Source organism: Pseudomonas sp. UTLPPB19802 (genome assembly GCF_059730225.1).
This window is the reverse complement of sequence record NZ_AP048545.1, coordinates 6,916,418-6,940,136: the sequence shown is the minus strand read 5'-3', so window position 1 is coordinate 6,940,136 and position 23,719 is coordinate 6,916,418. Positions and strand designations below refer to the sequence as shown.

Genomic DNA, 23,719 nt, shown 5'->3' with positions numbered 1-23,719 from the left:
GTGGGTGGGCGGGTAGAGGGCATCGGCTGATTGGGGTTATTTCTTGTTGCAGAAAACTATTAGACAGCCAGTGTCCCGCCTCTCTAAGGTTGGTGTGTAATGAACGAGATATATTGAGTTTAATTCTTGTTTATTTTCTTCTTCATGCCTTCTCCTGCTCCATGAGGTGATATTCATCTGACAATCCGATGTTTCAGCCACCCAAGCTCTCGGTGGTGATTCGAATTTGTCATCATCCCGTTCCTGAAACGGTGATTTTCTTGTGGTGCTTTTTTTGTAGGGTAATTCCTTGTTGTCTGTAGGGAAGGTCTTTGGCTGGTGATGCCTGGGGTGGCTGCTATGCCCATGCGGTTGTGACTAGGCTATTGTGCTGATTCTGAAAATTCGAACAGCGAAAATTGGACTTGCCCATGAATAAAGTGCTGATCGTGGATGATCATCCCGTCATTCGTCTTGCCGTACGTATGCTGATGGAACGGCATGGCTACGAGGTCATCGCGGAGACGGATAACGGCGTGGACGCGCTGCAACTGGCGCGAGAGCATACGCCAGACATTGTTATACTCGATATAGGAATTCCCAAGTTGGACGGGCTTGAAGTGATTGCCCGTCTAACTTCAATGGGACTTTCCTTCAAGGTGTTGGTACTCACTTCGCAGGCTCCCGGTCATTTCTCCATGCGTTGCATGCAAGCCGGTGCCGCCGGTTATGTGTGCAAGCAGCAGGATCTGACCGAGATGCTCAGTGCCATAAAGGCAGTTCTTTCCGGCTACAGTTACTTTCCCAACCAGGCACTGCATACCGTGCGTTCCAGCATGGGCAATGCCAGTGAAGCCGATATGGTCAACCGGCTTTCAGGCCGCGAAATGATGGTGCTTCAGCAATTGGCCAGGGGCAAAAGCAACAAGGAAATTGCTGATGGCATGTTCCTCAGCAACAAGACCGTCAGTACCTACAAGACTCGCCTGCTGTTGAAGCTGAATGCCCGTTCTCTGGTTGATCTGATTGAACTCGCCCAGCGTAATGGCCTGGTTTGAGCGTCGTTCTGGCGGTGTGCGGGGGGGATTGGCAAGACCAGGATGATGAAGGCAGGACGACAGGCTTGTCGTCATAGCCAAAAAGCCTCCGAGCAGGAGGCTTTTGAGGGAGGGAGCCCAGACTGTCTACAGGTCGAAATCGTAATCAGCCAACTGCTTTTGCAAGCGGCGTTCCTCCAGCAGGTTGTCGATAGTACGACGCTTGCTCAGATTGGTCTTCGCCACCTCTACCTGAGGTTCCGCTTCGTCCGAATCGACCTGGATCAGGTCGTCTTCCATATCCAGCGCTTCTTTATCGGTACTCATAAAGTTGACTCCGGGCTAAGACTGCCGTTGGCGCTCCTTATATCGATAATTAACGGTTGGGTAAAAAAGATTTTTTCAATCGACTCATCAATAATAGTAATGGTGGCTCAATCGTCGGACGTCTTGTGCTTGTATTCGCACAGATCTTCGATCCGGCAACTGCCGCAGCGCGGCTTGCGGGCCTGGCAGACGTAGCGGCCGAGCAGGATCAGCCAATGATGAGAGTCGAGCAGGTATTGTTTTGGCACGAATTTCATCAGTTGCTTTTCCACTTCCACCACATTCTTTCCGGGTGCCAGGCCCGTCCGGTTACTGACCCGGAAGATATGCGTGTCGACGGCCATGGTCAGTTGCCGAAAGGCGGTATTGAGCACCACGTTGGCGGTCTTGCGCCCAACCCCAGGCAGTGCTTCCAATGCTTCACGGGTTTGCGGTACCTCGCTGCCATGCAGCTCGATCAGCAGGCGGCAGGTTTCGATGACGTTTTTTGCCTTGCTGTTATAGAGGCCTATGGTCTTGATGTATTCCGATAGCCCTTCGACGCCCAGCGCGTAGATCGCCTCGGGGGTGTTGGCAATCGGGTACAGCCGGGCCGTGGCCTTGTTCACGCCGACGTCTGTGGCCTGGGCTGAAAGAATCACGGCAATCAGCAACTCGAACGGTGACGAGTACGCCAGTTCGGTCTTGGGTTCAGGATTGTCTTCGTGGAGCCGACGAAAAATTTCCAGGCGTTTGGCGGCATTCATGGGACAGTCATTTCCTTCGAGGCACTCGGTGTGAAGTTGAACGCAGGGTCCAGGCTTTTTTTCCGGCCAGCAACAGGCCGAGCAGGATAAACGCTCCCGGAATCAGGCTGGCCAGGCGCAACCCGCCTTCTACGGCGAATATCCTGACGGGATCGGGAGCGGTGGGGCCTCTCCACCATTGCAGGTGGTCGAGCAGCGTACCGTTCGCCAACAGCTCGCGCAGCAGGCCAAGGCTGGCCAGCAGCGCGCCGAAGCTTGCGAGCAGGCGGATATTCTCTCTCAGCCTACCCCTGCTGAAAAAGCCCAGATGCTCAAGCGCCAGGCATTGCACGCCGAGCAGGGCCAGGTAGATGCCCAGGGCCTGTTGCAGTTCCCAGGACCAGGCCTGCAACCCCAGGGAGACCAGGCTGGCGCTGCCTGCCGCGAGGATGATCTGGGCGGGCCAGGCCAGCCCGGGGCTGAGCCAAGGCATCAGGGCGCGAGCCGATCCGCCGTAGAGCCCGGTGACGAGCAGGCTGGCCAGCCATAGGGAGACGGCCTTGACCAGGGAGTCACTGGCACCCAGCAACGGCGTGAGCATCAGGGAGCCCTGCAACATAGTGTGTTTATTCATGGGCAGACTCTCCCAGCAGTTGCCCGCGGTGTTCATCGAAGTAGCGCAGTGCGTCATGGATCGCGTCGACCGCCGCCCGCGAGGTAATGGTCGCCCCGGCTATCTGGTCGAATTGGCCGCCGTCCTTTTTCAGCTTCCACGCGGTATCGGTTGTGTCCGCGCGCGATTTGCCGAGAAAGGCGCTCAGCCAGGCACCGCCACCCTCAACGATTCGGGCTCCCAGGCCGGGCGTTTCCTGATGGGACAGGGTTTTCACCCCCAGCAGCCTGCCGTTCGAGCCGATACCGATCAGCAGTTCGAGTGGGCCGCCGTAACCCTGGCTCCGGCTTTGGAGGATCACCGCCGCCGGCTGCCCCTGGCGGAGCATTCGATAGCCTCGGGTCAGGCTGCTATGGGGCAGTTCGCCGGCCTCCAATGCAAGCAACTCGAGAGTGTATTCAGCAGGTGGCAGCACCTGGGCCAGCATTCGTGTCTGGATGGCCAGTTGTTGTGCCTCGATGCGCGGTGTTGCCTGCCTTTGCGCTTCCCAGGTCAGGCCGGCAACCAGCGCTGCCAGGCCCATCAGAATCACCAGCGAGCCGACTCTGTTCATGGTGCAATGCGCTCGGTGCGAGATTGCGACCAGCGCTCCAGGGCGGGCACTGCCAGATTCATCAGCAGCACCGCAAAGGCCACGCCATCGGGGTAGCCGCCCCAGGTGCGGATGAAGTAGGTGAGCAGTCCGACGCCGGCGCCGAACAGCAGCCGCGCCCTGGCAGCCGAAGGGCCGGACACCGGTTCGGTAACGATAAAGAACGCCCCGAGCATGGTCGCGCCACTCAGCAGGTGAAACAGTGGGGAGCCGTGGGAGTCCGAGCCGCTGCCGTTCCAGCAGACCAGGCTGGCCAGAAACAGGCCGACCAGCATTCCGAGTGGGGCATGCCAACTGAAGATTTTCTGTTTCAACAGAAACAGGCCGCCAGCGAGAAAGGCCAGGTTGACCCACTCGGCGCCCTGGCCGCCCCAGTGTCCGAACGCACCGTTGCTGGTGAACAGTTCGTCCATGGTCAGGCTTTTGTTGATCCGCAGGCTGTCCAGGGCCGTTGCCTGGGACCAGGCGTCTGGCTGTCCTGGCAGACGCCAGCCGAATACCTGTTGCAGGCCGCCGAGCAGGTCCAGGCCATGGGATGCCGGCCAGTGGGTCATCGGCTGCGGGAAACTCACCAGCGCCAGCGCATAACCCAGCATCGCCGGGTTGAAAGGGTTCCGGCCGACACCGCCATACAGATGCTTGCCCGCCAGCAGGGCGCCGGCGCTGGCGAACACCGCCAGCCACCAAGGCGCATAGGGCGGAAGCGCCAGGCCCAGCAGGCTGGCGCTGACCAGCGCGCTGTAGTCCAGCAGTGCAGGCCGCACCGGGCGCGCGCGCAGCCGCAGGACACTGGCTTCGGTCAGCAGCGCGGTGCTTGCGCACAGCAGCAGGTTGATCAGGACTCCCCAGCCATATAGCCCGAACAGCACCAGGGCGCCAGGCAGCATGGCCAGCAGCACTCGTTGCGTGGTCTGCTGGAGGCGTCTGTCCGGCTGTTCAGGGGGCGACATGAGTGTCGACCTGGCGTTGGGCCTCCAAGAGCCTGCGCTGGGCATTGTCCAGTTCTTGCGCCGGGGTTTCGGGGTGGCGTTGCAGTTTGCCCAGTTCGGCACGGGCGTAGGCCAGTTCGGTCTTCAGGGTCCGGAGTCGCTGGTCGATCGGTCTCTTTTCGGTACGGACCAGTTCGGGGGCGGGTTTCCCGGAGGCGTCTTCGGCTGCGTGCAGATTTTGCTCGGCCTGCTTGAGCGCGGCGCCCAGCAGGGCAATCTGTTCGGCTGGAGCGGCGTTCGCCTCGGCCTTTTTCAGTTCGGCACGACGCATGGCCAGCTGGATCTTGGCGCGCTTGAGTTCGCTATCCCCAGGCGTGGCGGGTGCCGGGCTGCTGGTGGCAGCGCTTTCCAGGCGGGCGAGCGCCTGCTCCGCGGCTTCGAATTGTTGCTGGAGCACTACCAGTTGCGCGGCCTTCTCGGCGGTAGGTGGATGGCCGAAGGCTTTCAGGGATTTGTTCAACTGCGCGCGGCTCATGGCCACGTCGATCTTGGCCTTTTTCAGCACCGCATCGGAGTCGAGCGCCTTCTGTGCCTTGACCCGTTCCAGGGCGGCCTTGACCGGGTCGTTCGTCGTAGCGTCGGTTGGCGTCGCTCGCGCGGCCCTGGCTTGGCGCTCGGTTTGCCGACGTTGTTCTTCGGCCTGCTGCCGGGCGTTATGCCGGTCGAAACGGCGGCGTGCCCGTGCGCGTTTTTCGCTACGGGCCTGCTGTTGACCCGCGTTGTGGGCGAGCCCGCTGACAATCGGCACGACCTCCGCCGGCAATGGGCGCATCTCGATGCAATCCACTGGGCAGGGGGCCACACACAGGTCACAACCGGTGCATTCGTCGAGGATGACCGTGTGCATCAGCTTGGCGGCACCGACAATGGCATCCACCGGGCAGGCCTGGATGCACTTGGTGCAGCCGATGCACTCGGCCTCGCGAATGAAGGCCACCTGAGCGGGCGCCGTGCCGCGTTCCGGGTCCAGCTCCAGCACCGGCACCCGCAACAGGTCGGCGAGTGCGGCAATGGTTTCCGTGCCACCCGGCGGACACTTGTTGATGGCTTCGCCGCTGGCGATACCTTCTGCGTAGGGCTTGCAGCCCTGGTGACCGCACTTGCCGCATTGGGTCTGCGGCAACAGGGCGTCGATACGTTGAATCAGACTCATGGCTTGAGCAGTCCGTTGAAACCGAGAAAGGCCAGGGCCAGCAGGCCGGCGCTGATCAGCTCGATTGGCAGCCCGCGAAACGGCAGGGGCACTTCTTCATGATAGGTACGCTGGCGCAGGTCGTTGAACAGCACCAGGACCAGCCAGAAACCCAGTCCGCCACCCAGGCTCGACAGGGCCGCGTGTGTCGGGCCCCGGTCGTCCTGGATGGCAATCAGGGCCAGGCCGAGAATGCCGGCGTTGGTCAGCAACAGCGGCCAGAGCCGGTCGAACGGCAGGCCGGGTAGCCAACGGGCCAGCAGCTTCAGGCTCGGGCCGATCAATGCGACGCTGACGGGCAGGAACAGCAGCAGTTGCAGCGCGCCCAACTGCAGAGGCAGCAGCAGATGATAGAGGCTGTAGTTCAGCAGGGTGGCGACCAGCATCACCCATGTGGTGGCTATGCCCAGTGCATGCAACCGACGCCGTTCGAACTGGCTACCTTGCAGCAACGGATCGACGCCCAGCGGCCAGTGCAACACGACGTTGTTAAGCAGGGCGGCGCTGACGAGGGCAAGGAGGAGGTCGGTCATGAGGGGGCCGGGTAAACGTGTAGGCTGAATTATCCGGCAAGCGAACGAGCTGTACTAGTTATGAAATGTCGCGGGCCACGAAGGTCGTGGCCCGCGAGACAGGGCGGGATGCTGCTACTTGATCCGCTGGCCTGGCTTGGCGCCGCTGTCCGGGCTCAGCAGGTAGATTTCTTCTCCGCCGGGGCCTGCGGCCATGACCATGCCCTCGGAGATGCCGAAGCGCATTTTGCGCGGCTTGAGGTTGGCGATCATCATGGTCAGGCGACCTTCCAGCTCGGCCGGGTTCGGGTAGGCGCTCTTGATCCCGGAGAATACGTTGCGTTGCTCGTCACCGATGTCCAGGGTCAGGCGCAGCAGCTTGTCTGCCCCCTCGACGGCCTCGGCCTTGACGATCAGCGCGACACGCAGGTCAACCGCAGCGAAGGCGTCGAATTCGATCTCAGGCGACAGCGGGTCCTTGACCAGTTCACCGTTGCCTTTTGGCGCGGTGCTGCCAGTGTCGGTCTGGCTGGCGGCGAGGTCTTCCTTCGAGGCATCGGTCATGGCCTGTACTTTCACCGGGTCGATACGGGTCATCAGCGGCTTGAACGCGTTCAACTGATGGTTGCTCAGCAGGCTGGCGTGGTCGTTCCAGGTCAGCGGCGCGACGTTGAGAAATGCCTCGGCATCGGCGGCCAGCAGCGGCAGCACCGGCTTGAGGAAGATGATCAGCTGGCGGAACAGATTGATGCCCGCGGCGCAGACGGCCTGGACTTCATCCTGCTTGCCTTCCTGCTTGGCCAGGGACCATGGCGCCTTGTCGGCGATCCAGGCGTTGGCGCGGTCGGCCAGGGCCATGATTTCACGCATGGCACGGGCAAAGTCGCGGCCTTCGTAGGCTTCGGCAATGCTGGGGGCGGCAGCGCGGAATGCTTCGGTCAGTTCGGGGGCGGCATCGCCCGCGACCAGCACACCGGCGTTGCCCTTGTGAATGAAGCCGGCGCAACGGCTGGCGATGTTCACTACCTTGCCAACCAGGTCCGAGTTGACCTTCTGCACGAAGTCGTCGAGGTTCAGGTCGAGGTCATCGACACCCTTGCCCAGCTTGGACGCGTAGTAGTAGCGCAGGTACTCGGGCGACAGGTGGTCGAGGTAGGTGCGAGCCTTGATGAAGGTGCCGCGAGACTTGGACATCTTCTGGCCATTGACGGTCAGGTAGCCGTGCACGTTGATCGCGGTCGGCTTGCGGTAGCCCGCGCCTTCGAGCATCGCCGGCCAGAACAGGGCGTGGAAGTTGACGATGTCCTTGCCGATGAAGTGATACAGCTCGGCGCTGGAGTCCTTGTTCCAGAACGCATCGAAGTCCAGCTCCGGACGACGGGCGCAGAGGTTCTTGAAGCTGGCCATGTAGCCGATTGGCGCGTCCAGCCACACGTAGAAGTATTTGCCTGGTTCATCCGGGATTTCGAAGCCGAAGTAGGGCGCGTCGCGGGAGATGTCCCACTCCTGCAGGCCACTGTCGAGCCATTCGGCGATCTTGTTCGCCACGGCGTCCTGCAGCGTGCCGCTGCGGGTCCAGCCTTGCAGCATGGCCTGGAAGTCCGGCAGCTTGAAGAAGAAGTGCTGGGATTCCTTGAGTACTGGCGTGGCCCCGGAAATTGCCGACTTCGGGTCCTTCAGATCGGTCGGCGCGTAGGTGGCGCCGCATTTTTCGCAGTTGTCGCCGTACTGGTCCTCGGTGCCACACTTCGGGCAGGTGCCCTTGATGAAGCGGTCGGCCAGGAACATCTGCTTTTCCGGATCGAAATACTGGGTGATCGCCCGGTTGGCGATATGCCCGGCATCACGCAGGCGCAGATAGATCTGCGTCGACAGCTCGCGGTTTTCCTCGGCGTGGGTCGAGTGGAAATTGTCGAAGTCGACCAGGAAGTCGGCGAAATCGCTGCTGTGTTCGAGCTGGACGTTGGCGATCAGCTGTTCCGGGGTGATGCCTTCCTTCTCTGCGCGCAGCATGATGGCCGAGCCATGGGCGTCGTCAGCGCAGACATAGATGCATTGGTTGCCGCGATGCTTCTGGAAACGCACCCACATGTCGGTCTGGACATACTCGACCATGTGGCCGAGGTGGATGGAACCATTGGCATAGGGCAGGGCGCTGGTGACGAGAATCTGGCGTGGCTCGGACATGGGGCTCGGCTACTTGAAGTGAAACGGAGACCGGACACTATAAAGCCCCCGCGTACATAATTCACCCCTTAGTGGCAGGCACGCCGTGGCGAGCGGGCTTGTGGGTCGCCGCACCGCCGCGCTCGACAGCGCAGCCGTCGCAAAACCTGTGAATTGGCTCCAACGGGTACGCCGCGCATGCAGCTTTCAGGGTCGCTTCGCGCCCCATCGCGGGCGAGCCCGCTCGCCACAAGTGATTCTCCTGGGCTGTCCTGCATGCCTGCGTGCGTCAGAACGGTTACGATAGCCGCCTGTTTCACTCAGTCTTTTTCGGGAGTTGCCCATGAGCGCAGTCAATCGCGCAGCGGTGGAGGCCGTCCTTCGCCAGTACACCGATCCTTATCTGAACAAGGACCCGCTCAGCGCCGGATGCGTGAAAGCCATCGATATCCAGGCCGACCGGGTCAGTGTCCACCTCGAATTGGGCTATGCCGCCGGTCTGTTCAAGAACGGCTGGGCGCAGATGCTGCAACTGGCCATCGAAGGCCTGGACGGCGTGGCCTCGGCCAAGGTCGACATCGACTGCGTGATCGCTCCGCACAAGGCCCAGGCGCAGATCCCGGGCCTGGCCAACGTGAAGAACGTAGTGGCGGTGGCTTCCGGCAAGGGTGGGGTGGGCAAGTCGACCACGGCGGCCAACCTGGCGCTGGCATTGGCTCGCGAAGGGGCGAAGGTAGGGATTCTCGACGCGGACATCTACGGTCCTAGCCAGGGCGTGATGTTCGGCATCGCCGAGGGCACCCGGCCGAAGATCAAGGACCAGAAGTGGTTCGTGCCGATCGAGTCCCTGGGCGTGGAGGTCATGTCCATGGCGTTCCTGACCGACGACAACACGCCGATGGTCTGGCGCGGTCCGATGGTCTCCGGCGCGTTGCTGCAACTGGTGACCCAGACCGACTGGGGCAACCTCGACTACCTGGTGATCGACATGCCGCCGGGCACCGGCGATATCCAGCTGACCCTGGCGCAGAAGATCCCGGTGGCGGGCTCGGTGATCGTCACCACCCCGCAGGACCTGGCCCTGCTCGATGCGAAGAAGGGCGTGGAGATGTTCCGCAAGGTGAACATTCCGGTGCTGGGCGTGGTGGAAAACATGGCGGTGCATATCTGCTCGAACTGCGGCCATGCCGAACACCTGTTCGGCGAGGGCGGTGGCGAGAAGCTGGCTTCGCAGTACGGCGTCGAACTGCTGGCCTCGTTGCCGCTGTCGCTGGTGATCCGCGAGCAGGCCGACGGTGGCAAGCCGACCGTGGCCGCCGATCCTGATGGCCAGATCGCCATGGTCTACCAGGAACTGGCCCGCCATGTGGGTGCGCGGATCGTGCTGCAGGAAGCCGCGAGCCAGGCCATGCCGAACATTACCATCAGCGACGACTGATCGGCCGGGCTTTCTCCGCCCGCTGGTGAACGGGCTTGCGTGGCGAGCGGGCTTGCCCGCGCTCGACTGCAAGGCAGTCGCAGAACCAGGCGTAAGGCATGATACATGCGGGATGCAGGTTTCAGGGCCGCCCTGCGGCCCAGCGCGGGCAAGCCCGCTCGCCACAAAAGCCTGTTGATCATGGAGGCTTGTGTGCCACGAAAATGTTTCATCGCCTTGGAATGGGAAAACACCCGGACACAAAAAAGCCCCGCATCTCGTGAGAGAGCGGGGCTTTTTACTGGATCAGTGCAAGTTAGATAACTTGAACTTCTTCAGCTTGCATGCCTTTCTGGCCGCGGGTAGCAACGAAAGAGACCTGCTGGCCTTCTTTCAGAGTTTTGAAACCGTCAGCCTGGATGGCTTTGAAGTGTACGAACAGGTCGTCACCGGATTGTGGAGTGATGAAGCCGAAGCCTTTTTCATCGTTGAACCACTTGACGGTACCGGTTTGGCGGTTAGACATTTGATGTCTCCTTGGACAAAGTTAACTGCGGCTCAGGAAAAGCCCTGGCCGAGACTGAGTGCAAAGAGCAGGAAAAATTCTTGGAGATGGTTGGATCGAAATTCAACATCGTGTAGAGATTCTCAGTGACACAAGCAACACAGTGCCGCCACCTTAACCCTTTTTCCAGAACGTGCCAATGGTCTTTGCCAAGGTTTCGCCTATTTCGTGACTGACGGCCATCCATCTAGCCTGCAGACGCCCGCCACAAAGGCTTTCGCCGGATTTGGCGGGGGGATCCGGGGCAGCTATTTTGAGGCAAATCGACCCTCGGACTTTGAACCCTGCGATGGGCCCCGGTAAGATGCCGGGCAGAATTCTCCACCTCGCTATTCAGGACACCCGCCATGAGCATCAAATCGGACAAGTGGATTCGCCGCATGGCGCAAGAACACGGCATGATCGAACCCTTCGTCGAGCGCCAGATGCGTGGCGAAGGCGCCGACCGGCTGATTTCCTTCGGGGTGTCGAGCTATGGCTACGACGTGCGTTGCGCCGACGAGTTCAAGGTGTTCACCAACATCAACTCGGCGACCGTCGATCCGAAAAACTTCGATGCCGGCAGCTTCGTCGACGTCAAAAGCGATGTCTGCATCATTCCGCCGAACTCCTTCGCCCTGGCCCGCACCGTCGAGTATTTCCGCATTCCGCGCAATGTACTGACCATCTGCCTGGGCAAGAGCACCTATGCGCGCTGCGGCATCATCGTCAACGTGACCCCGCTGGAACCGGAGTGGGAAGGTCACGTGACCCTCGAATTCTCCAACACCACCACCCTGCCGGCGAAAATCTACGCCAACGAAGGCGTGGCGCAGATGCTGTTCCTGGAGTCCGACGAAGAATGCGAAGTCTCCTATAAGGATCGTGGCGGCAAGTACCAGGGCCAGCGTGGCGTGACCCTGCCGCGCACCTGACGAAGGGCGACTGATCCGAGGGAATTCCTGGGCACAAGGGCACTCTATTGGGGTGTACCGTTCCGGTTGGCGCAATGCGACCGGGCCACAATGCTCAGGAGTCACCCATGAAGATCGATCCAAGTATCAGCGCCCAACTGGCGAAACTGGAACCCAATCAAGTGGGCTTGCTGGCCTGGTCGTTGCTCGCCCAGCCGCAGAGCCTGGCAGGCGGCATTCCTGGCCAGCCCGATCCCGATACTCCCGGCCAGCAACCTACCGAGCCCGGTGAACCGGTGCTGCCCGACGAGCCGCCTCCGGCTCCGGTTGCCTGACCCACCTTCCGTCTGGACGGCGTCCGGCCGTCCGGGGGTCGCTTGTCCTGCTCCTTGTAGGTAGTCTGCCGGAGTGCCATCCATGCGCACTCACGGATATCAGAGAATAAAAAGGGCTGCCTATGACGTTTTCCATTCCCATGGGGTTCCCCCGTATCCTGCTTTCGGCGGTATTGCTCGCCACGACCGCGGCCCAGGCTGCCGAACCGGTAAGCAACGTTGCGCAGGTGCAAACGGTCAGCCGTCTCGACCGGATCATCCAGCAGGGGGTGTTGCGGGTCGGCACCACCGGAGACTACAAGCCATTCAGTTACAAGACTGGTGGGCACTTCATCGGCCTGGATATCGAACTGGCCCAGGGCCTGGCGCAGTCGATGGGGGTGAAGCTGGAGTTGGTCCCGACCAGCTGGCCGACGTTGATGGGCGATTTGCAGGCGGATCGCTTCGATCTTGGCATCAGCGGTATCTCGGTGAACATGGAGCGCCAGAAACAGGCGTTCTTCTCGCAGCCCTACCAGCGTGACGGCAAGACCCCGATCACCCTGTGTTCCCGGCAGCAGGCCTTCCAGACCCTGGAGCAGATCGACCAGCCCAAGGTGACAGCCATCGTCAACCCTGGTGGTACCAACGAGAAATTCGCCCGGGCCAACCTGAAGCAGGCGCGGATCATCGTTCACGAGGACAACGTCACCATCTTCCAGCAGATCGTCGACGGCAAGGCCGACCTGATGATGACCGACGCCGTCGAGACGCGCCTGCAGGAGAAGTTGCATCCGCAGCTGTGTGCGGTGCATCCGGACCAGCCGTTCGATTTTTCCGAGAAGGCGGTGCTGCTGCCGCGGGACATCGTGCTCAAACAGTACGTTGACCAGTGGCTGCACCAGGACATGGAAAGCGGACGGTTTGCCAAGCGCATGCAGCAGTGGCTGGCCTATCCGTGGCAGGCTGCCCACAATTGATGCAAGGTTGAGGGCCGCTTTGCGGGCAAGTCCTGTTCCTGCAAGGACAAGAGCCATGGCCGACTCAAAACTGTAGGAGCAGGGCTTGCCCGCGAAGCGGCCCGCAAGCCCTGCCCAATTACTTGAGGTTACCGCTGAGGAACTGTCGCAGCCGCTCGCTCTGGGGATTGCCCAGTACGTCCTCTGGTGCGCCCTGTTCTTCCACCAGTCCCTGGTGCAGGAACAGCACCTGGTTCGAGACCTTGCGGGCAAAGCTCATTTCATGGGTCACCATGATCATCGTCCGGCCTTCCTCGGCCAGGCCCTGGATGACCTTGAGCACCTCACCCACCAGTTCCGGGTCGAGCGCCGAGGTCGGTTCGTCGAACAGCATCACTTCCGGCTCCATCGCCAGCGCTCGGGCGATCGCCACCCGCTGCTGCTGGCCACCGGAGAGGAACGCGGGGTACTGTTCGGCGACCCGCGCCGGCAGGCCGACCTTGTCCAGGTAGCGGCGCGCACGGTCCTCGGCTTCCTTGCGATCGACCCCCAGCACCCGGCGCGGGGCCATGGTGATGTTTTCCAGCACGCTCATGTGGCTCCACAGGTTGAAGTGCTGGAACACCATGGCCAGGCGGGTGCGAATGCGCTGCAGCTCGGTTTCGTCGGCCACGCGCATGCCATTCTTGTCGCTTATCATGCGGATCGCCTGGCCATCGAGGCTCATGGCGCCGTCATTGGGCGTTTCCAGGAAGTTGATGCAGCGCAGGAAGGTGCTCTTGCCCGAACCGCTGGCGCCGATCAGGCTGATCACATCGCCGGTCTTGGCCTTGAGCGAGACGCCCTTGAGGACCTCGTGGTCGCCATAGCTCTTGTGCAGGCCTTCAATGGTCAGTTTGTACATGGGTACCTCAAGGAGAAAGTAGATAGCCGCTGCGATAGGCTTCGCGGCCGGCAACATGGGCGATGACCATGCCGGCGGTCGCCATGCGGCGCAGCGAACGGGCGTAGAGCAGGCCCGCAGTGCTGCTGTGGACAGGGGTGACCCGGTCGCTGATCGGGTCGATCACTTCAGCGATCAGTTGTCCGGCCTCCAGGTATTCGCCTGGCAGGACGTGGAACACCAGCAGGCCGCCCAATGGCGTGGCGACCGGCTCGACGCCGGCCAGCGGTGTCGCCGGATAGCGCAGTGCCGGTGGCAGGGATATCTCGCCATCGATGACCCCGAACTGGGTCAGGTAGTCGAGAATCGCCTGGCAATCCTGGCTCGCCAGCGGGTGCGTGACATCGCCCTGGCCTCGCAGCTCGACGGTCACCGAGAAACTGCCCATGGGCATCGCGAAGCGCTCGCCGAAGCGTTGTTTCAGGTCCCACCAGAGCAGGGTGAAGCATTCGTCGAACGACTGGCCACCGGAATCGGTCGCCAGCAGGCTGGCCTCGGAGCCGATGTAGCGGGCCAGCGGCTCCACCTGCGGCCAGGCCTCGGGCGTGGTGTAGAGGTGGGTGACGGCTTCGAAGTCGCAATGCAGGTCGAGCACCATGTCGGCGTCGCAGGCGATCCGTTGCAGCGCCAGGCGCTGGGATTGCAACTGCGTCGCCGGGACTTCCGCCGCCAGCGCCGCCTTCAGCTCGCGACGGACCAGCAGCAGGTTGTGCCGCGAATCATCGCTGAGCTGGTGTTCGATACGGTTGCCGATTTCCTCGCTGAGGTCGACGAACCAGCGATTGAAGTTCTGCCCGCTTTCCAGCTCGTAGCGGCCCAGGGGCACGTCCATCAGCACCTGTTCCAGCCCGACCGGGTTGGCCACCGGCACCAGTACGACCTCGCCGCGCAGGCGGCCCGCCTGTTCCAGTTCGGCCAGGCGCTGCTTGAGGTGCCAGGCGACCAGCATGCCGGGCAGTTCGTCGGCATGCAGCGACGACTGGATATAGACCTTGCGTTCGGCCTGTTCCGGGCCGAAGTGGAAGCTGTGGATCTGACGCGTGGTGCCCGGTACGGGCGCCAGCAGGTCGTGAGTGACATGACGCATGGAAAAGTCCTAGTGAGTCGGGCCGAGGAAGGCCAGCCAGCGGCGCTCGGCCAGTCGGAACAGACCGACCAGGGTGAAGGTGATCGCCAGGTAGATCAGCGCCGCGATGCCGAACGACTGGAAGGTCATGTAGGTCGCCGAGTTGGCGTCCCGGGCGATCTTCAGGATATCCGGAATGGTTGCGGTGAAGGCCACGGTGGTGGAGTGCAGCATCAGAATCACTTCGTTGCTGTAGTACGGCAGCGAGCGGCGCAGGGCAGACGGCATGATCACGTAGGCGTAGAGCTTCCAGCCAGTCAGGCCATAGGCCTTGGCCGCCTCGACCTCGCCGTGGTTCATGCTGCGGATCGCCCCGGCGAAGATCTCCGTGGTGTAGGCGCAGGTGTTCAAGGCGAAGGCGAGGATGGTGCAGTTCATCGCATCGCGGAAGAACGAGTTGAGCAACGGTTGGCCGCGCACGGCCTCCAGACTGTAGATCCCGGTGTAGCAGATCAGCAACTGGATGTACAACGGCGTGCCGCGGAACAGGTAGGTGTAGAACTCCACCGGCCAGCGAATGCGACGCTTGGGCGAGACACGGGCGATCGACAGCGGCACCGAGACCAGGAAACCGATGAAGATCGAGGCGCTGAGCAGCCACAGGGTCATGGCCAGGCCGGTGATGTGCTGGCCGTCGCTGTAGAGGAACGGACGCCAGTATTGTTCGAGCAGTTCGATCATCGCACGGCCTCCCGGCTACCGGCTGCGTAACGCCGTTCCAGCCAGCGCAGGACGTAGTTCGAGGCACTGGTGATAAGCAGGTAGATCAAGGCGGCGAGTACCAGGAAGTAGAACAGTTGATAGGTGCTCTTGCCCGCATCCTGGGCAGCCTTGACCAGGTCGGCCAGACCGATGATGGAGACCAGAGCGGTGGCCTTGAGGATCACCATCCAGTTGTTGCCGATCCCCGGCAGGGCGAAGCGCATCATCTGCGGGAAGGTCACGAAGCGGAAGCGCTGGGCCCGGGTCAGCCCATAGGCGGTGGCGGCTTCGAGTTGCCCGCGTGGCACGGCGAGGATCGCGCCACGAAAGGTTTCGGTGAAATAGGCGCCGTAGATGAAGCCCAGGGTGATAACCCCGGCGGCGAAAGGGTCGATCTCGATGTAGTCCCAGTCCATGGCATCGGTCAGGCTGGAGAGCCAGGTTTGCAGGCTGTAGAAAATCAGCAGCATCAGCACCAGGTCGGGTACGCCACGGATCAGCGTGGTGTAGATCTGTGCCGGCAGGCGCAGCAGCCTGACGCTGGACAGCTTGGCGCTGGCGCCGAGCAGGCCGAGCAGTACGCTCACCAGCAGCGACAGTACCGATAATTGGATGGTCATCCAGGTGCCTTCCAGCAGGATCGGGCCGAAGCCCCTCAAGCTGAAGGCAGAGAGCCCCAGGGTTTGCAGGAAGTTGTCGAACATGAACGTGTGCCTTTGGCCTTCAGGAAAGCGCCCCCTTTTGCAGGAGGCGCCCAGGGGATCACTTCCCGCTATACAGGTTCAGGTCGCCAAAGTGCTTCTTCTGGATTTCGGCATATTTGCCGTCCTTGTGTAACGCTTCGATACCTTTGTCCAGCAGAGCCTTGAGGTCCTTGTTACCTTTTTTGATACCGATCGCGGTTTTCGACGGCAGCAGCGGATCGTCGATCGCCTTGCTGACTTCGTAGTCGGCGCCGGCTGGCGATTTCAGGAAGCCCAGTTCGGCCTGGAGCATGTCCTGTACCGAGGCGTCGAGACGGCCGGAGGTGAGGTCGGCGTAGACCTGGTCCTGGTTGGCGTAGGCCTTGGTGATCACGCCGGCCTTGTCCAGTACGGACTTGGCGTAGGCTTCCTGGATGGTGCCCTGCTCGTAGCCCACGCTCTTGCCCTTGAGGGACTCTGGGGTGGAGTAGTTTGCACCTTTCTTGAACACGAGGGAGGTCGGGCCGGAGAACAGTTCGTTGGAGAAGTCGATGGCCTTCTGGCGGGTTTCGGTCACGGTCATCGACGAGATCACACCGTCGAACTTGTTGGCATTGAGGCCCGGAATCATGCCGTCGAAGTCGCTCTGGACCCATTTGCACTCGACCTTCAGTTCGGCACAGATGGCATTGCCCAGGTCGATATCGAAGCCGACCAGGCTGCCGTCAGCGGCCTTGGACTCGAAGGGCGCGTAGGAAGGGTCCACGCCAAAGCGCAGCACCTTGTATTCCTTGGCCAGGGCGGAGCCGGCGGCCATGCAGAGAGCCAGTGCGGAAAGGGTCAGCAATGCTTTTTTCATTATTTAATCCCTGAAGACCAAAATGAGCGCTTGTGGCGCACGAAGTACTGTTACTGGAACGCGTATGACCGGATAAAAGTAGCAATTTCCGAACCATACTCCCGAACAGGCGTTTTAAAAGGTAGGAATATGGCTACAAGCCAGCTCATGATGCCCGAAATCGGGCAGCAAAAAACCGGTGCACATTAATGGTGCGAAAACTCCTGGGAAGGATGGCGCATATTGGGGTTGGATTGCGTGGTTTGAGACGATGACTGGTGACTGGTGACTGGTGACTGGTGACTGGTGACTGGTGACTGGTGACTGGTGACTGGTGACTGGTGATCAGTGATGGGGGGACCGTGATGGGTGGTCAGGGATGTGTGATCAGTGAGGGGTGATGATAGTTGTGGCGAGCGGGCTTGCCCGCGCTCGGCTGCGAAGCAGTCGTAAACCAGGCGACCGCTTTTCTCAGGTACGGCGGTGGTGGATGGTTTTAGGGCTGCGTTGCAGCCCAGCGCGGGCAAGCCCGCTCGCCACCATCCACCATCACAGATCACAGATCACAGATCACAGATCACAGATCACAGATCACAGATCACAGATCACAGATCACAGATCACAGATCACAGATCACAGATCACAGATCACAGATCACAGATCACACCCCAGCCACGCTCGCGTGATATCTACTTGCCCGGTGTCAGGGTCAAGCGACTGGTGCCGTAGGCCTTGTCGAGGTTTTGCGGCTGCATCGGGAAGCTGACGTACTGGGCCTTCAGCCAGCCGTCGATACCATTGGCGTAGTACGGGCTCGCCGGGTTGCCGGACTGGCCGGGGCTCTGCTGGCCCATCAGGGGTTCTATCTGGCCGAAGTCGACGATCATCCGCACGGCGGGTGCCAGGGTGGTCTCGAAGCTGTGACCGCCCCACAGGTAGGCCGTGGTGTTCAGGGTGGTGTGATCGCCACCGACCTGGATCGGGCCACGCAGGCCCTGGCCGTTGGCGTTCTTCCATTCCAGTTGGTGCAGCTTGCCCCATTGCCAGGCCTTGTGGTCGCCACCCAGTTGGCTGTCGCCGGCACTGATGGCCGCCGCCAGGCTGCGGGCGAGGATCGCCGGCTTGTCTTCCTTCTGCGGGGTGCGGCTGTCGTCCCAGAACGGGCTTTCCTCTCGCCCCAGCAGATGATCGGCCTGGGCCGAGTAGGACAACCGGCCACTGCCGATGAACGCCTGCCACACCGGACCGTTTTCCGGGCCGAGCTTGTCGAGGAAGATCTGCTTCATGCTTTCCTGCAGGAACAGCTCGTACAGCGCCGCGTCTGCCGAAACCGGGCTGAGCTTGCCGTCGAACGCCATCAGCCGGCTGAGGGCTTCCCGCGCCTTGGCGCGTTCGGCCTCGGGCAGGGCGTCGATGGCTTGCTTGAGTGGCTGGGCCATGCCCGGCGCCTCGAACATCTTCTTCAGCTTGTCGGCGAAGGTGGTGCTCTGGTCGTACTGCATGGCAATGGTGCTGCGGCTGTCCTGCTTGCCGAGGCTGGCCAACTGCGCCAGGCGCTCGCCGCGCTCCGGGTAATACCAGGAATTGGACAACTGCATGCCGTAGCCCTTGGCCGCGGTGCGCTGGTTGGCGGTGCCGAGCCAGCCTTGCGGTGGGGTCTGGTCGTAGGGGTGGAGCATCGCGTCGGCATAACCGTCCCAGTCGAAACGGCTATCCCAGCCCGGCGACGGGAACAGGCCTTCACCCTCGCGACGGTTCGGGTAGCGGCCGGTGACCTGCCAGCCGATGTTGCTGGCGTCGGCGAAGATCATGTTCAGGGCGATGGCACGGATTTCCCGGCTGGCATCCGAGGCCTTCTCGGCGTTCTGGGCCCGGGACAGGTCGAAGAAGGCATCGAGGCTCTTGTCGTCCTTGAGCGATGGCGTCTGCAGGGCCAGGCCATAACCACCGGCCAGCGGTGCGTCACCCAGGGCGCTGTTTAGCAGCGGACCATGGCGGGTTTCATAGACGGCCTCGCGGATCGAGCGCTGGCCCCTGATGAAGTAGGTCTCGTTGCGCACGACCGCCGGCAGCCATTTGCCGTCGGCCTCGTAGTACAGGGCGTTGCCCTGGCGCTTGAGCTTTTCGAGGAACAGGTCCTGGCTGTCACCCGGCACCGCCGCCAGGCTCCAGGCGACCTTGCCATTGAAGCCCGAAAGGATGGCCGGCAGGCCGGCGACCGAGAGACCGGCGGCCTGGTACTTCGGTGCGCGGATCTGTACGTAGTTCCAGGCAGCGGGGGAGTTGGTCGGTTGCTGCAGGTCGGCAGCGAGCAGGCTCTTGCCGCTGCGGCTGCGTTGTGGGGCGATGGCCCAGTTGGTCGAGGTGCCGGCGCCGAAGCCGTTCAGGGCGACGACTTGCGCGGAGGCCTTGTCGACCGAAGCCAGCCCGGCGATCTGGCTCAGCGCCACACCCTTGAGCTTGTCCACATCGGCCTGGGGCAGCGGTTCGTCGGGAGCGGTCGGAGTCAGCCAGGCAAGCTTGTCCAGCCCGACCTTCTGGGCGATGACCAGTGAGGAAATCTCTTCCGGCAGGTTGGCCGACAGTTGGAAGTTCAACAGGCAGAACACCAGCGCGGAGTCTTCCGGTTTCCAGTACTCGGGCAGGTAGCCGGTACGGGCCAGGTCTGGCGGCAGCTTGTCGCGGTAGCGGAACAGATAGGCGTTGACGCCCCGGGCATAGACCTCGAAGAAACGCTTGATGCGCGGCGACGAGGCGTTGTACAGCTCGCCGGCGCTCTTTTTCAGGTTGACCGCGCGCATGAAACGGTCGGTGTCCAGCGCTTCGGCGCCGTTCATTTCCGCCAGGCGGCCCTGGGCCAGCAGGCGCAGGGTGACCATCTGGGTGATGCGGTCGCTGGCATGGACGTAACCGAGGGTGAACAGCGCATCATGGAAGCTGTTGCTTTCGATCAGCGGCATGCCCAGGGTGTTGCGGCGTACCGACACGTTTTGCGCCAGGCCCTTGATCGGCTGCACGCCGGAGGTCGGTGGCAGGCTGTCCTGGGTGTTCCAGGATTGGCAACCGGCCAGGCCGAGCAGGCCCGCCACGGCGGCGGCGACGCCACATTTTTTGAAAAAGAGGGGATAGGCTGGCGAGGCCATGGCAAGGCTCCTGCGGGGGTAGCGTCAGTAAAGGCGCTACGTTAGTGAGCGGGACAAGGCCGCGCAAGACAGGGGCTGCGGTTATTTTGCGGTTTTGTGCGATCCTGGCGGTTCTTGTCGAAAAGGGAGCGAAAAAGACCATGGCAACCGGGGAGCGGACGGCACTGGTCGTGATCGACCAGCAGCAGGGCATTCTTCAGCCCAGGCTTGGGCCGCGCAACAATCCTGCGGCCGAGGAGCGTATCGCCGAACTGCTGCAGCATTGGCGCGAGCAGGGCTGGCCGGTGGTGCATGTGCAGCACCTGTCCCGTTCGTCGGATTCGGTGTTCTGGCCCGGCCAACCGGGCGTCGAGTTCCAGGAACGGTTTCGGCCGGTGCCGGGGGAGTGGTTGATCCAGAAGGATGTGCCGGATGCCTTTTGTGCCACCGGCCTGCAGGGCCGCCTGCAGGCGGCGGGAATCACCGGGCTGGTGATCGTCGGCGTGGCGACCAACAACTCGGTGGAAGCGACGGCGCGTACCGCTGGCAACTTCGGTTTCGCCACCCAGGTGGTCGAGGACGCCTGCTACACCTTCGACAAGGCGGATTATTTCGGCCAACTGCGTACCGCCCAGGAGGTACACGCCATGTCCCTGGGGAATCTGCACGGCGAGTATGCGACGGTGGTGTCCGCAGCCGAGGTGATGGGCCGTTAGAGGCCCGTCACCCGGCTTCATGGGTCAGCCCATCGCTTCATCCACCAGGATCTGCAAGGTCTGCCGCGAGCAGCGCTCGATCCGGGCCTCGACGCCATAGACCTCGGCGAACAGGCGTGTGTCGAGGATCTCCTGCGGCGCACCGCTGGCGAACAACTGCCCCTGGCGCAGCACCGCGAGGTTGTCGGCATACCGTGCCGCGAGGTTGATGTCGTGCAGCACCACCACGGCGATCAACTGGTGTTCACGCACCAGTGACTGGACGCAGGCCATCACCTTCAACTGGTAGTTGAGGTCGAGGGCGCTGGTGGGCTCGTCCAGCAGCATCACCTGTGGCCGGCGGGCGATCAGTTGCGCCAGGCTGACCAGTTGCCGCTGGCCACCGGACAGGCTGCTCAACCACTGGTCCGCCAGATGGGTGATACCAATGCGCTGCAAGGCACTGAACGCTTCGTCCAGGCATTCCTGGTGCGACAGGCGGCTCACCCGCAGGGCCGCGACCACACTCTCCATCACGCTCAGGCTCAGGCCCGGCGGCAGGTTCTGCGGCATGTAGGTCACCCGCCGGGCCCGTTCCGCCACTGACAGCCGGGCCAGGTCCTCACCGTGCAGGTGCACCGTGCCGCTCATCTTTTCCAGGCCGGCGATACCGCGCAGCAACGTCGACTTGCCGGCACCATTGGGGCCGATCAGCGCGGTCAGGGTGCCCGGTTGCAATACCGGCAGGCTCAGGTCGCGAACCACCTGGCGCCGGCCGTAGCCGATCACCGCGTGTTCGACCGCCAGGCCCTGTGCTTGCTCGCTCATGATTGCCTCCCACGCTTGAACACCAGCAGGACGAAGATCGGTACGCCGACCAGCGCCGTAACGATCCCCACCGGCACTACCACGCCGGGCATGATCAGCTTGCTGGCGATCGATGACAGCGACAGCAGCAGGGCACCGACCAGGGCACTGGCCGGCAGCAGGAAGCGCTGGTCTTCGCCCACCAGGATGCGGGCGATGTGCGGACCGACCAGGCCGATGAAACCGATGGTGCCAACGAAGGCCACCGCCGTTGCCGACAGCAGGCTGATGCGCAGCAGCGAGGCGAAGCGCAGGCGTTTCACATCGACGCCGAAGCTCATGGCGCGGTCTTCGCCCATGCGCAGCAGGGTCAGGCGCGGCGCGGCGGCGAAGGAGAACGGCATGACCAGGGCGATCACCAGCGCGAGGATGCCCAGCTTGTCCCAGTTGGCCCGGGTCACGCTGCCCAGGGTCCAGAACACCAGTTGTTGCAGCACGTCCTCGGTAGCGACCAGTTGCAGCAGCGCCACCACGGCGTTGCAACTGAAGACCAGGGCGATGCCGAACAGCACCAGGCTTTCCACCCCGGCACCACGCAGCCGCGACATGGCCTGCAGCAGGAACACCGAGGCGGCGGCGAAGACGAAGGCCGAGACGGAAATAGCGGTGTTGTTCGACAGCCAGGCGGTGGTCACCGGAAACACGATCACCAGCGAGGCACCCAGGGCCGCCGCCGACGACACGCCCAGGGTGAAGGGACTGGCCAGCGGGTTGTTGAGGATCGCCTGCATTTCCGCGCCGGCCAGCGACAGCGCGCAGCCGACCAGTACGGCCATCAGGGTATAGGGCAGGCGCACGTTCCAGATGATTACCTGGTCGGTCAGGCTCAGGTGGTCGGGGTGCAGCAGGCCATCGAGCAGGGCGGGCAGGCCCATGCCGGAGGGGCCGCTGGCCAGGTCGACGAGCATCGCGCACAGCAGGGCGCCGCCCAGCAGCACCAGCAACCACAGGCGGCGTAGCAGGAGGCGGCGATAACCCTGGCTGGCGGTGGCCAGGTCCAGGGGCACAGCGTTTGGGGATGTGGTCATCACGGTCAAACGGGCGGTATGCGGATGTTGGCTGTTCACTGACGGTGGCAAGGGGGCTTGCCCCCGCTGGGGGAACGCAGTCCCCCTGAAACCGGAAAACCCGATCCATCAGATAGATCGAGTTCTCCGGTTCACGGCTGCCTCGCAGCCGAGAGCGGCGGTGCGGCGTCCCGACAAGCCCGCTCACCACATGGAATCAGTGTCACAGCCGTTCCGTCAGCCCTTTTCCTCAAGGTTGAAGGAAGTTACCTGGCTTGCGCATCGATCCAGTACGCGCCCTTGAGCGGCGTATCGAGGAACTGCCGGTTCATCGCGTCCATGGTCGCCTGCGGGTTCAACTGGCCGAACAGCTCCGGGTGAATCCACTTGGCCAGGGCCTCGATCGCCAGCAGGTTGTACGGCGAGTTGTAGAAGTCATGCCACAGGCCGTGGGCGTTGCCGCTACGGATCGCCCGCAGGTTCTTGAACTCGGGACGTGCCAGTACACTATCGAAAGCCTCGCGGGCTTCGTTCTGGCTGACCTCGGCACCGAGGACCAGGCCCGGCTTGTGGTTGCCCGTGGCGACATACAGGTCCGGGTCGGCCTTCAGCGCGTATTCGACGCTGATGTCACCGAGTGCTCCCGGCACCACGCCTTCAGCGATATTCTGTCCGCCGACGGTGCGGATCACTTCACCCATGCCGCTCTTGCCGGTGGTGTGCCCCGGCGCCTGCCAGGCACCGGCCAGCAGTTCGAGGAAGACCTTGGGCCGCTGGTTGTCCGGCAGGTTGCCGACCTTGTCGGTGATGGCTTTCACGTGCTGGTCGTAGAAGTCGAGATAGGCCTTGGCCTGCGCCTCACGATCGAGCGCCTGGCCGAGGGCGTCAAGGCTGGTGTGGGTGCCCTTGATCGGGTTGATCCGGAAGTCGACGAACAGCACCGCGATACCAGCCTTGGCCAGCACATCGGCGACCGGGCTGTGTTCGGTCGGGCCGTGGCCGGAGATGCTGAACACCGCCAGGTCCGGCTTGAGGCTGAGGATTTCCTCGGCGCTGACGCTCTGCTCCGAGGCCTGGCCGATCAACGGGATGTCCTTGACCTTGGGGAACTTGGCGGCATAGGCCGCATAGGTGTGCGGGTCGAGCAGGCGCAGGTCGTTCTGCCAGCCGACGATCCGCTGGAACGGCGCCTCGCGGTCGAGCAGGGCGAAGGCGGAGATCAACCGACCTTCACCAAGCACCACGCGCTGGACGTGGTCCGGTACATCGACCTTGCGGCCCAGCACGTCGGTGACTTCATGGGCCGAGGCCGTTGCAACGGGGCCTAGCAGCAGAACGGTGAACAGGGCACTCAGGCGCAGCAGCGCACGGGGTTTGATCATCACGATTTCTCCAG

Annotated in this window: 24 protein-coding genes; 6 read left to right on the top strand and 18 right to left on the bottom strand. The window is 62.5% G+C overall.

Translation table 11 applies throughout. The annotated features are described in order from the left end of the window. The first annotated feature begins 410 nt into the window (after positions 1-410). Complete coding sequence (locus tag AC6I6U_RS30635; protein ID WP_010445030.1) at positions 411-1,037, top strand: response regulator transcription factor; 627 nt, start codon at positions 411-413, stop codon at positions 1,035-1,037. A 126-nt stretch (positions 1,038-1,163) separates the two neighbouring features. Here AC6I6U_RS30635 and AC6I6U_RS30630 read toward each other — a convergent pair whose 3' ends face one another. The 8 genes from AC6I6U_RS30630 to metG all read right to left on the bottom strand — a co-directional run bounded on the left by AC6I6U_RS30630 (position 1,164) and on the right by metG (position 8,213). Further along, a complete protein-coding gene (locus tag AC6I6U_RS30630; protein ID WP_497879670.1) occupies positions 1,164-1,343 on the bottom strand; it encodes a PA3496 family putative envelope integrity protein in 180 nt (59 codons plus the stop codon). A gap of 107 nt (positions 1,344-1,450) precedes the next feature. Further along, a complete protein-coding gene (nth, locus tag AC6I6U_RS30625; protein ID WP_497879669.1) occupies positions 1,451-2,089 on the bottom strand; it encodes an endonuclease III in 639 nt (212 codons plus the stop codon). A gap of 7 nt (positions 2,090-2,096) precedes the next feature. Continuing rightward, the gene (locus AC6I6U_RS30620; RefSeq protein ID WP_497879668.1) at positions 2,097-2,702 is read right to left on the bottom strand and encodes an Rnf-Nqr domain containing protein; all 606 of its coding nucleotides are present in this window, start codon (positions 2,700-2,702) and stop codon (positions 2,097-2,099) included. After that, entirely contained in the window at positions 2,695-3,294 is a 600-nt protein-coding gene (locus AC6I6U_RS30615) for an RnfABCDGE type electron transport complex subunit G (RefSeq protein WP_497879667.1), read from the bottom strand. The genes AC6I6U_RS30620 and AC6I6U_RS30615 overlap by 8 nt, the downstream gene beginning before the upstream one ends. After that, complete coding sequence (locus AC6I6U_RS30610) at positions 3,291-4,283, bottom strand: RnfABCDGE type electron transport complex subunit D (protein WP_497879666.1); 993 nt, start codon at positions 4,281-4,283, stop codon at positions 3,291-3,293. The genes AC6I6U_RS30615 and AC6I6U_RS30610 overlap by 4 nt, the downstream gene beginning before the upstream one ends. Further along, positions 4,270-5,475 (bottom strand): electron transport complex subunit RsxB, encoded by a 1,206-nt coding sequence (gene rsxB, locus AC6I6U_RS30605; RefSeq protein WP_497879665.1) that lies wholly within the window; start codon positions 5,473-5,475, stop codon positions 4,270-4,272. Before rsxB ends, AC6I6U_RS30610 begins: the two co-directional genes overlap by 14 nt. Further along, a complete protein-coding gene (locus AC6I6U_RS30600; RefSeq protein WP_497879664.1) occupies positions 5,472-6,047 on the bottom strand; it encodes an Rnf-Nqr domain containing protein in 576 nt (191 codons plus the stop codon). The genes rsxB and AC6I6U_RS30600 overlap by 4 nt, the downstream gene beginning before the upstream one ends. Before the next feature lie 114 nt (positions 6,048-6,161). After that, entirely contained in the window at positions 6,162-8,213 is a 2,052-nt protein-coding gene (gene metG / locus AC6I6U_RS30595; RefSeq protein ID WP_497879663.1) for a methionine--tRNA ligase, read from the bottom strand. A gap of 322 nt (positions 8,214-8,535) precedes the next feature. Here metG and apbC point away from each other — a divergent pair, with 322 nt between their 5' ends. Beyond that, positions 8,536-9,630, top strand: a complete 1,095-nt coding sequence (gene apbC, locus AC6I6U_RS30590; protein WP_497879662.1) for an iron-sulfur cluster carrier protein ApbC — start codon at positions 8,536-8,538, stop codon at positions 9,628-9,630. A gap of 295 nt (positions 9,631-9,925) precedes the next feature. On the opposite strand, the gene AC6I6U_RS30585 is transcribed toward apbC, so the two are convergent. Then, complete coding sequence (locus tag AC6I6U_RS30585) at positions 9,926-10,135, bottom strand: cold-shock protein (RefSeq protein WP_010445013.1); 210 nt, start codon at positions 10,133-10,135, stop codon at positions 9,926-9,928. A 386-nt stretch (positions 10,136-10,521) separates the two neighbouring features. Here AC6I6U_RS30585 and dcd point away from each other — a divergent pair, with 386 nt between their 5' ends. The 3 genes from dcd to AC6I6U_RS30570 all read left to right on the top strand — a co-directional run bounded on the left by dcd (position 10,522) and on the right by AC6I6U_RS30570 (position 12,361). Next, positions 10,522-11,088 (top strand): dCTP deaminase, encoded by a 567-nt coding sequence (gene dcd / locus AC6I6U_RS30580; RefSeq protein ID WP_427558209.1) that lies wholly within the window; start codon positions 10,522-10,524, stop codon positions 11,086-11,088. A gap of 107 nt (positions 11,089-11,195) precedes the next feature. Then, complete coding sequence (locus tag AC6I6U_RS30575) at positions 11,196-11,402, top strand: hypothetical protein (protein ID WP_497879661.1); 207 nt, start codon at positions 11,196-11,198, stop codon at positions 11,400-11,402. A gap of 122 nt (positions 11,403-11,524) precedes the next feature. Beyond that, positions 11,525-12,361 carry a transporter substrate-binding domain-containing protein gene (locus AC6I6U_RS30570; RefSeq protein ID WP_497879660.1) on the top strand — a complete coding sequence of 279 codons (837 nt, stop codon included), beginning with the start codon at positions 11,525-11,527 and terminating at the stop codon, positions 12,359-12,361. 118 nt (positions 12,362-12,479) lie between these two features. Here AC6I6U_RS30570 and AC6I6U_RS30565 read toward each other — a convergent pair whose 3' ends face one another. The 6 genes from AC6I6U_RS30565 to AC6I6U_RS30540 all read right to left on the bottom strand — a co-directional run bounded on the left by AC6I6U_RS30565 (position 12,480) and on the right by AC6I6U_RS30540 (position 19,775). After that, the gene (locus AC6I6U_RS30565; RefSeq protein WP_497879659.1) at positions 12,480-13,244 is read right to left on the bottom strand and encodes an ABC transporter ATP-binding protein; all 765 of its coding nucleotides are present in this window, start codon (positions 13,242-13,244) and stop codon (positions 12,480-12,482) included. 7 nt (positions 13,245-13,251) lie between these two features. Next, a complete protein-coding gene (locus AC6I6U_RS30560; RefSeq protein ID WP_497879658.1) occupies positions 13,252-14,370 on the bottom strand; it encodes a succinylglutamate desuccinylase in 1,119 nt (372 codons plus the stop codon). Between the two features lie 9 nt (positions 14,371-14,379). Further along, positions 14,380-15,090, bottom strand: a complete 711-nt coding sequence (locus AC6I6U_RS30555; protein ID WP_497879657.1) for an ABC transporter permease — start codon at positions 15,088-15,090, stop codon at positions 14,380-14,382. Next, on the bottom strand, positions 15,087-15,815 hold the full coding sequence (locus AC6I6U_RS30550) for an ABC transporter permease (RefSeq protein ID WP_497879656.1): 729 nt from the start codon (positions 15,813-15,815) through the stop codon (positions 15,087-15,089). The genes AC6I6U_RS30555 and AC6I6U_RS30550 overlap by 4 nt, the downstream gene beginning before the upstream one ends. A 58-nt stretch (positions 15,816-15,873) precedes the next feature. Beyond that, positions 15,874-16,653 (bottom strand): transporter substrate-binding domain-containing protein, encoded by a 780-nt coding sequence (locus AC6I6U_RS30545; RefSeq protein ID WP_497879655.1) that lies wholly within the window; start codon positions 16,651-16,653, stop codon positions 15,874-15,876. 668 nt (positions 16,654-17,321) lie between these two features. Next, a complete protein-coding gene (locus tag AC6I6U_RS30540) occupies positions 17,322-19,775 on the bottom strand; it encodes a penicillin acylase family protein (RefSeq protein ID WP_497879654.1) in 2,454 nt (817 codons plus the stop codon). Positions 19,776-19,915: 140 nt separating this feature from the next. Here AC6I6U_RS30540 and AC6I6U_RS30535 point away from each other — a divergent pair, with 140 nt between their 5' ends. Next, positions 19,916-20,470 carry a cysteine hydrolase family protein gene (locus AC6I6U_RS30535; protein WP_497879653.1) on the top strand — a complete coding sequence of 185 codons (555 nt, stop codon included), beginning with the start codon at positions 19,916-19,918 and terminating at the stop codon, positions 20,468-20,470. 24 nt (positions 20,471-20,494) lie between these two features. Here the strand turns inward: AC6I6U_RS30535 and AC6I6U_RS30530 are convergent, their stop codons facing one another. The 3 genes from AC6I6U_RS30530 to AC6I6U_RS30520 all read right to left on the bottom strand — a co-directional run bounded on the left by AC6I6U_RS30530 (position 20,495) and on the right by AC6I6U_RS30520 (position 23,705). After that, positions 20,495-21,277, bottom strand: coding sequence for an ABC transporter ATP-binding protein (locus AC6I6U_RS30530; RefSeq protein WP_497879652.1), 783 nt, complete (start codon positions 21,275-21,277; stop codon positions 20,495-20,497). Next, complete coding sequence (locus AC6I6U_RS30525) at positions 21,274-22,344, bottom strand: FecCD family ABC transporter permease (protein WP_497879651.1); 1,071 nt, start codon at positions 22,342-22,344, stop codon at positions 21,274-21,276. The genes AC6I6U_RS30530 and AC6I6U_RS30525 overlap by 4 nt, the downstream gene beginning before the upstream one ends. Positions 22,345-22,589: 245 nt before the next feature. Further along, complete coding sequence (locus tag AC6I6U_RS30520; RefSeq protein ID WP_497879650.1) at positions 22,590-23,705, bottom strand: ABC transporter substrate-binding protein; 1,116 nt, start codon at positions 23,703-23,705, stop codon at positions 22,590-22,592. Positions 23,706-23,719 lie beyond the last annotated feature (14 nt).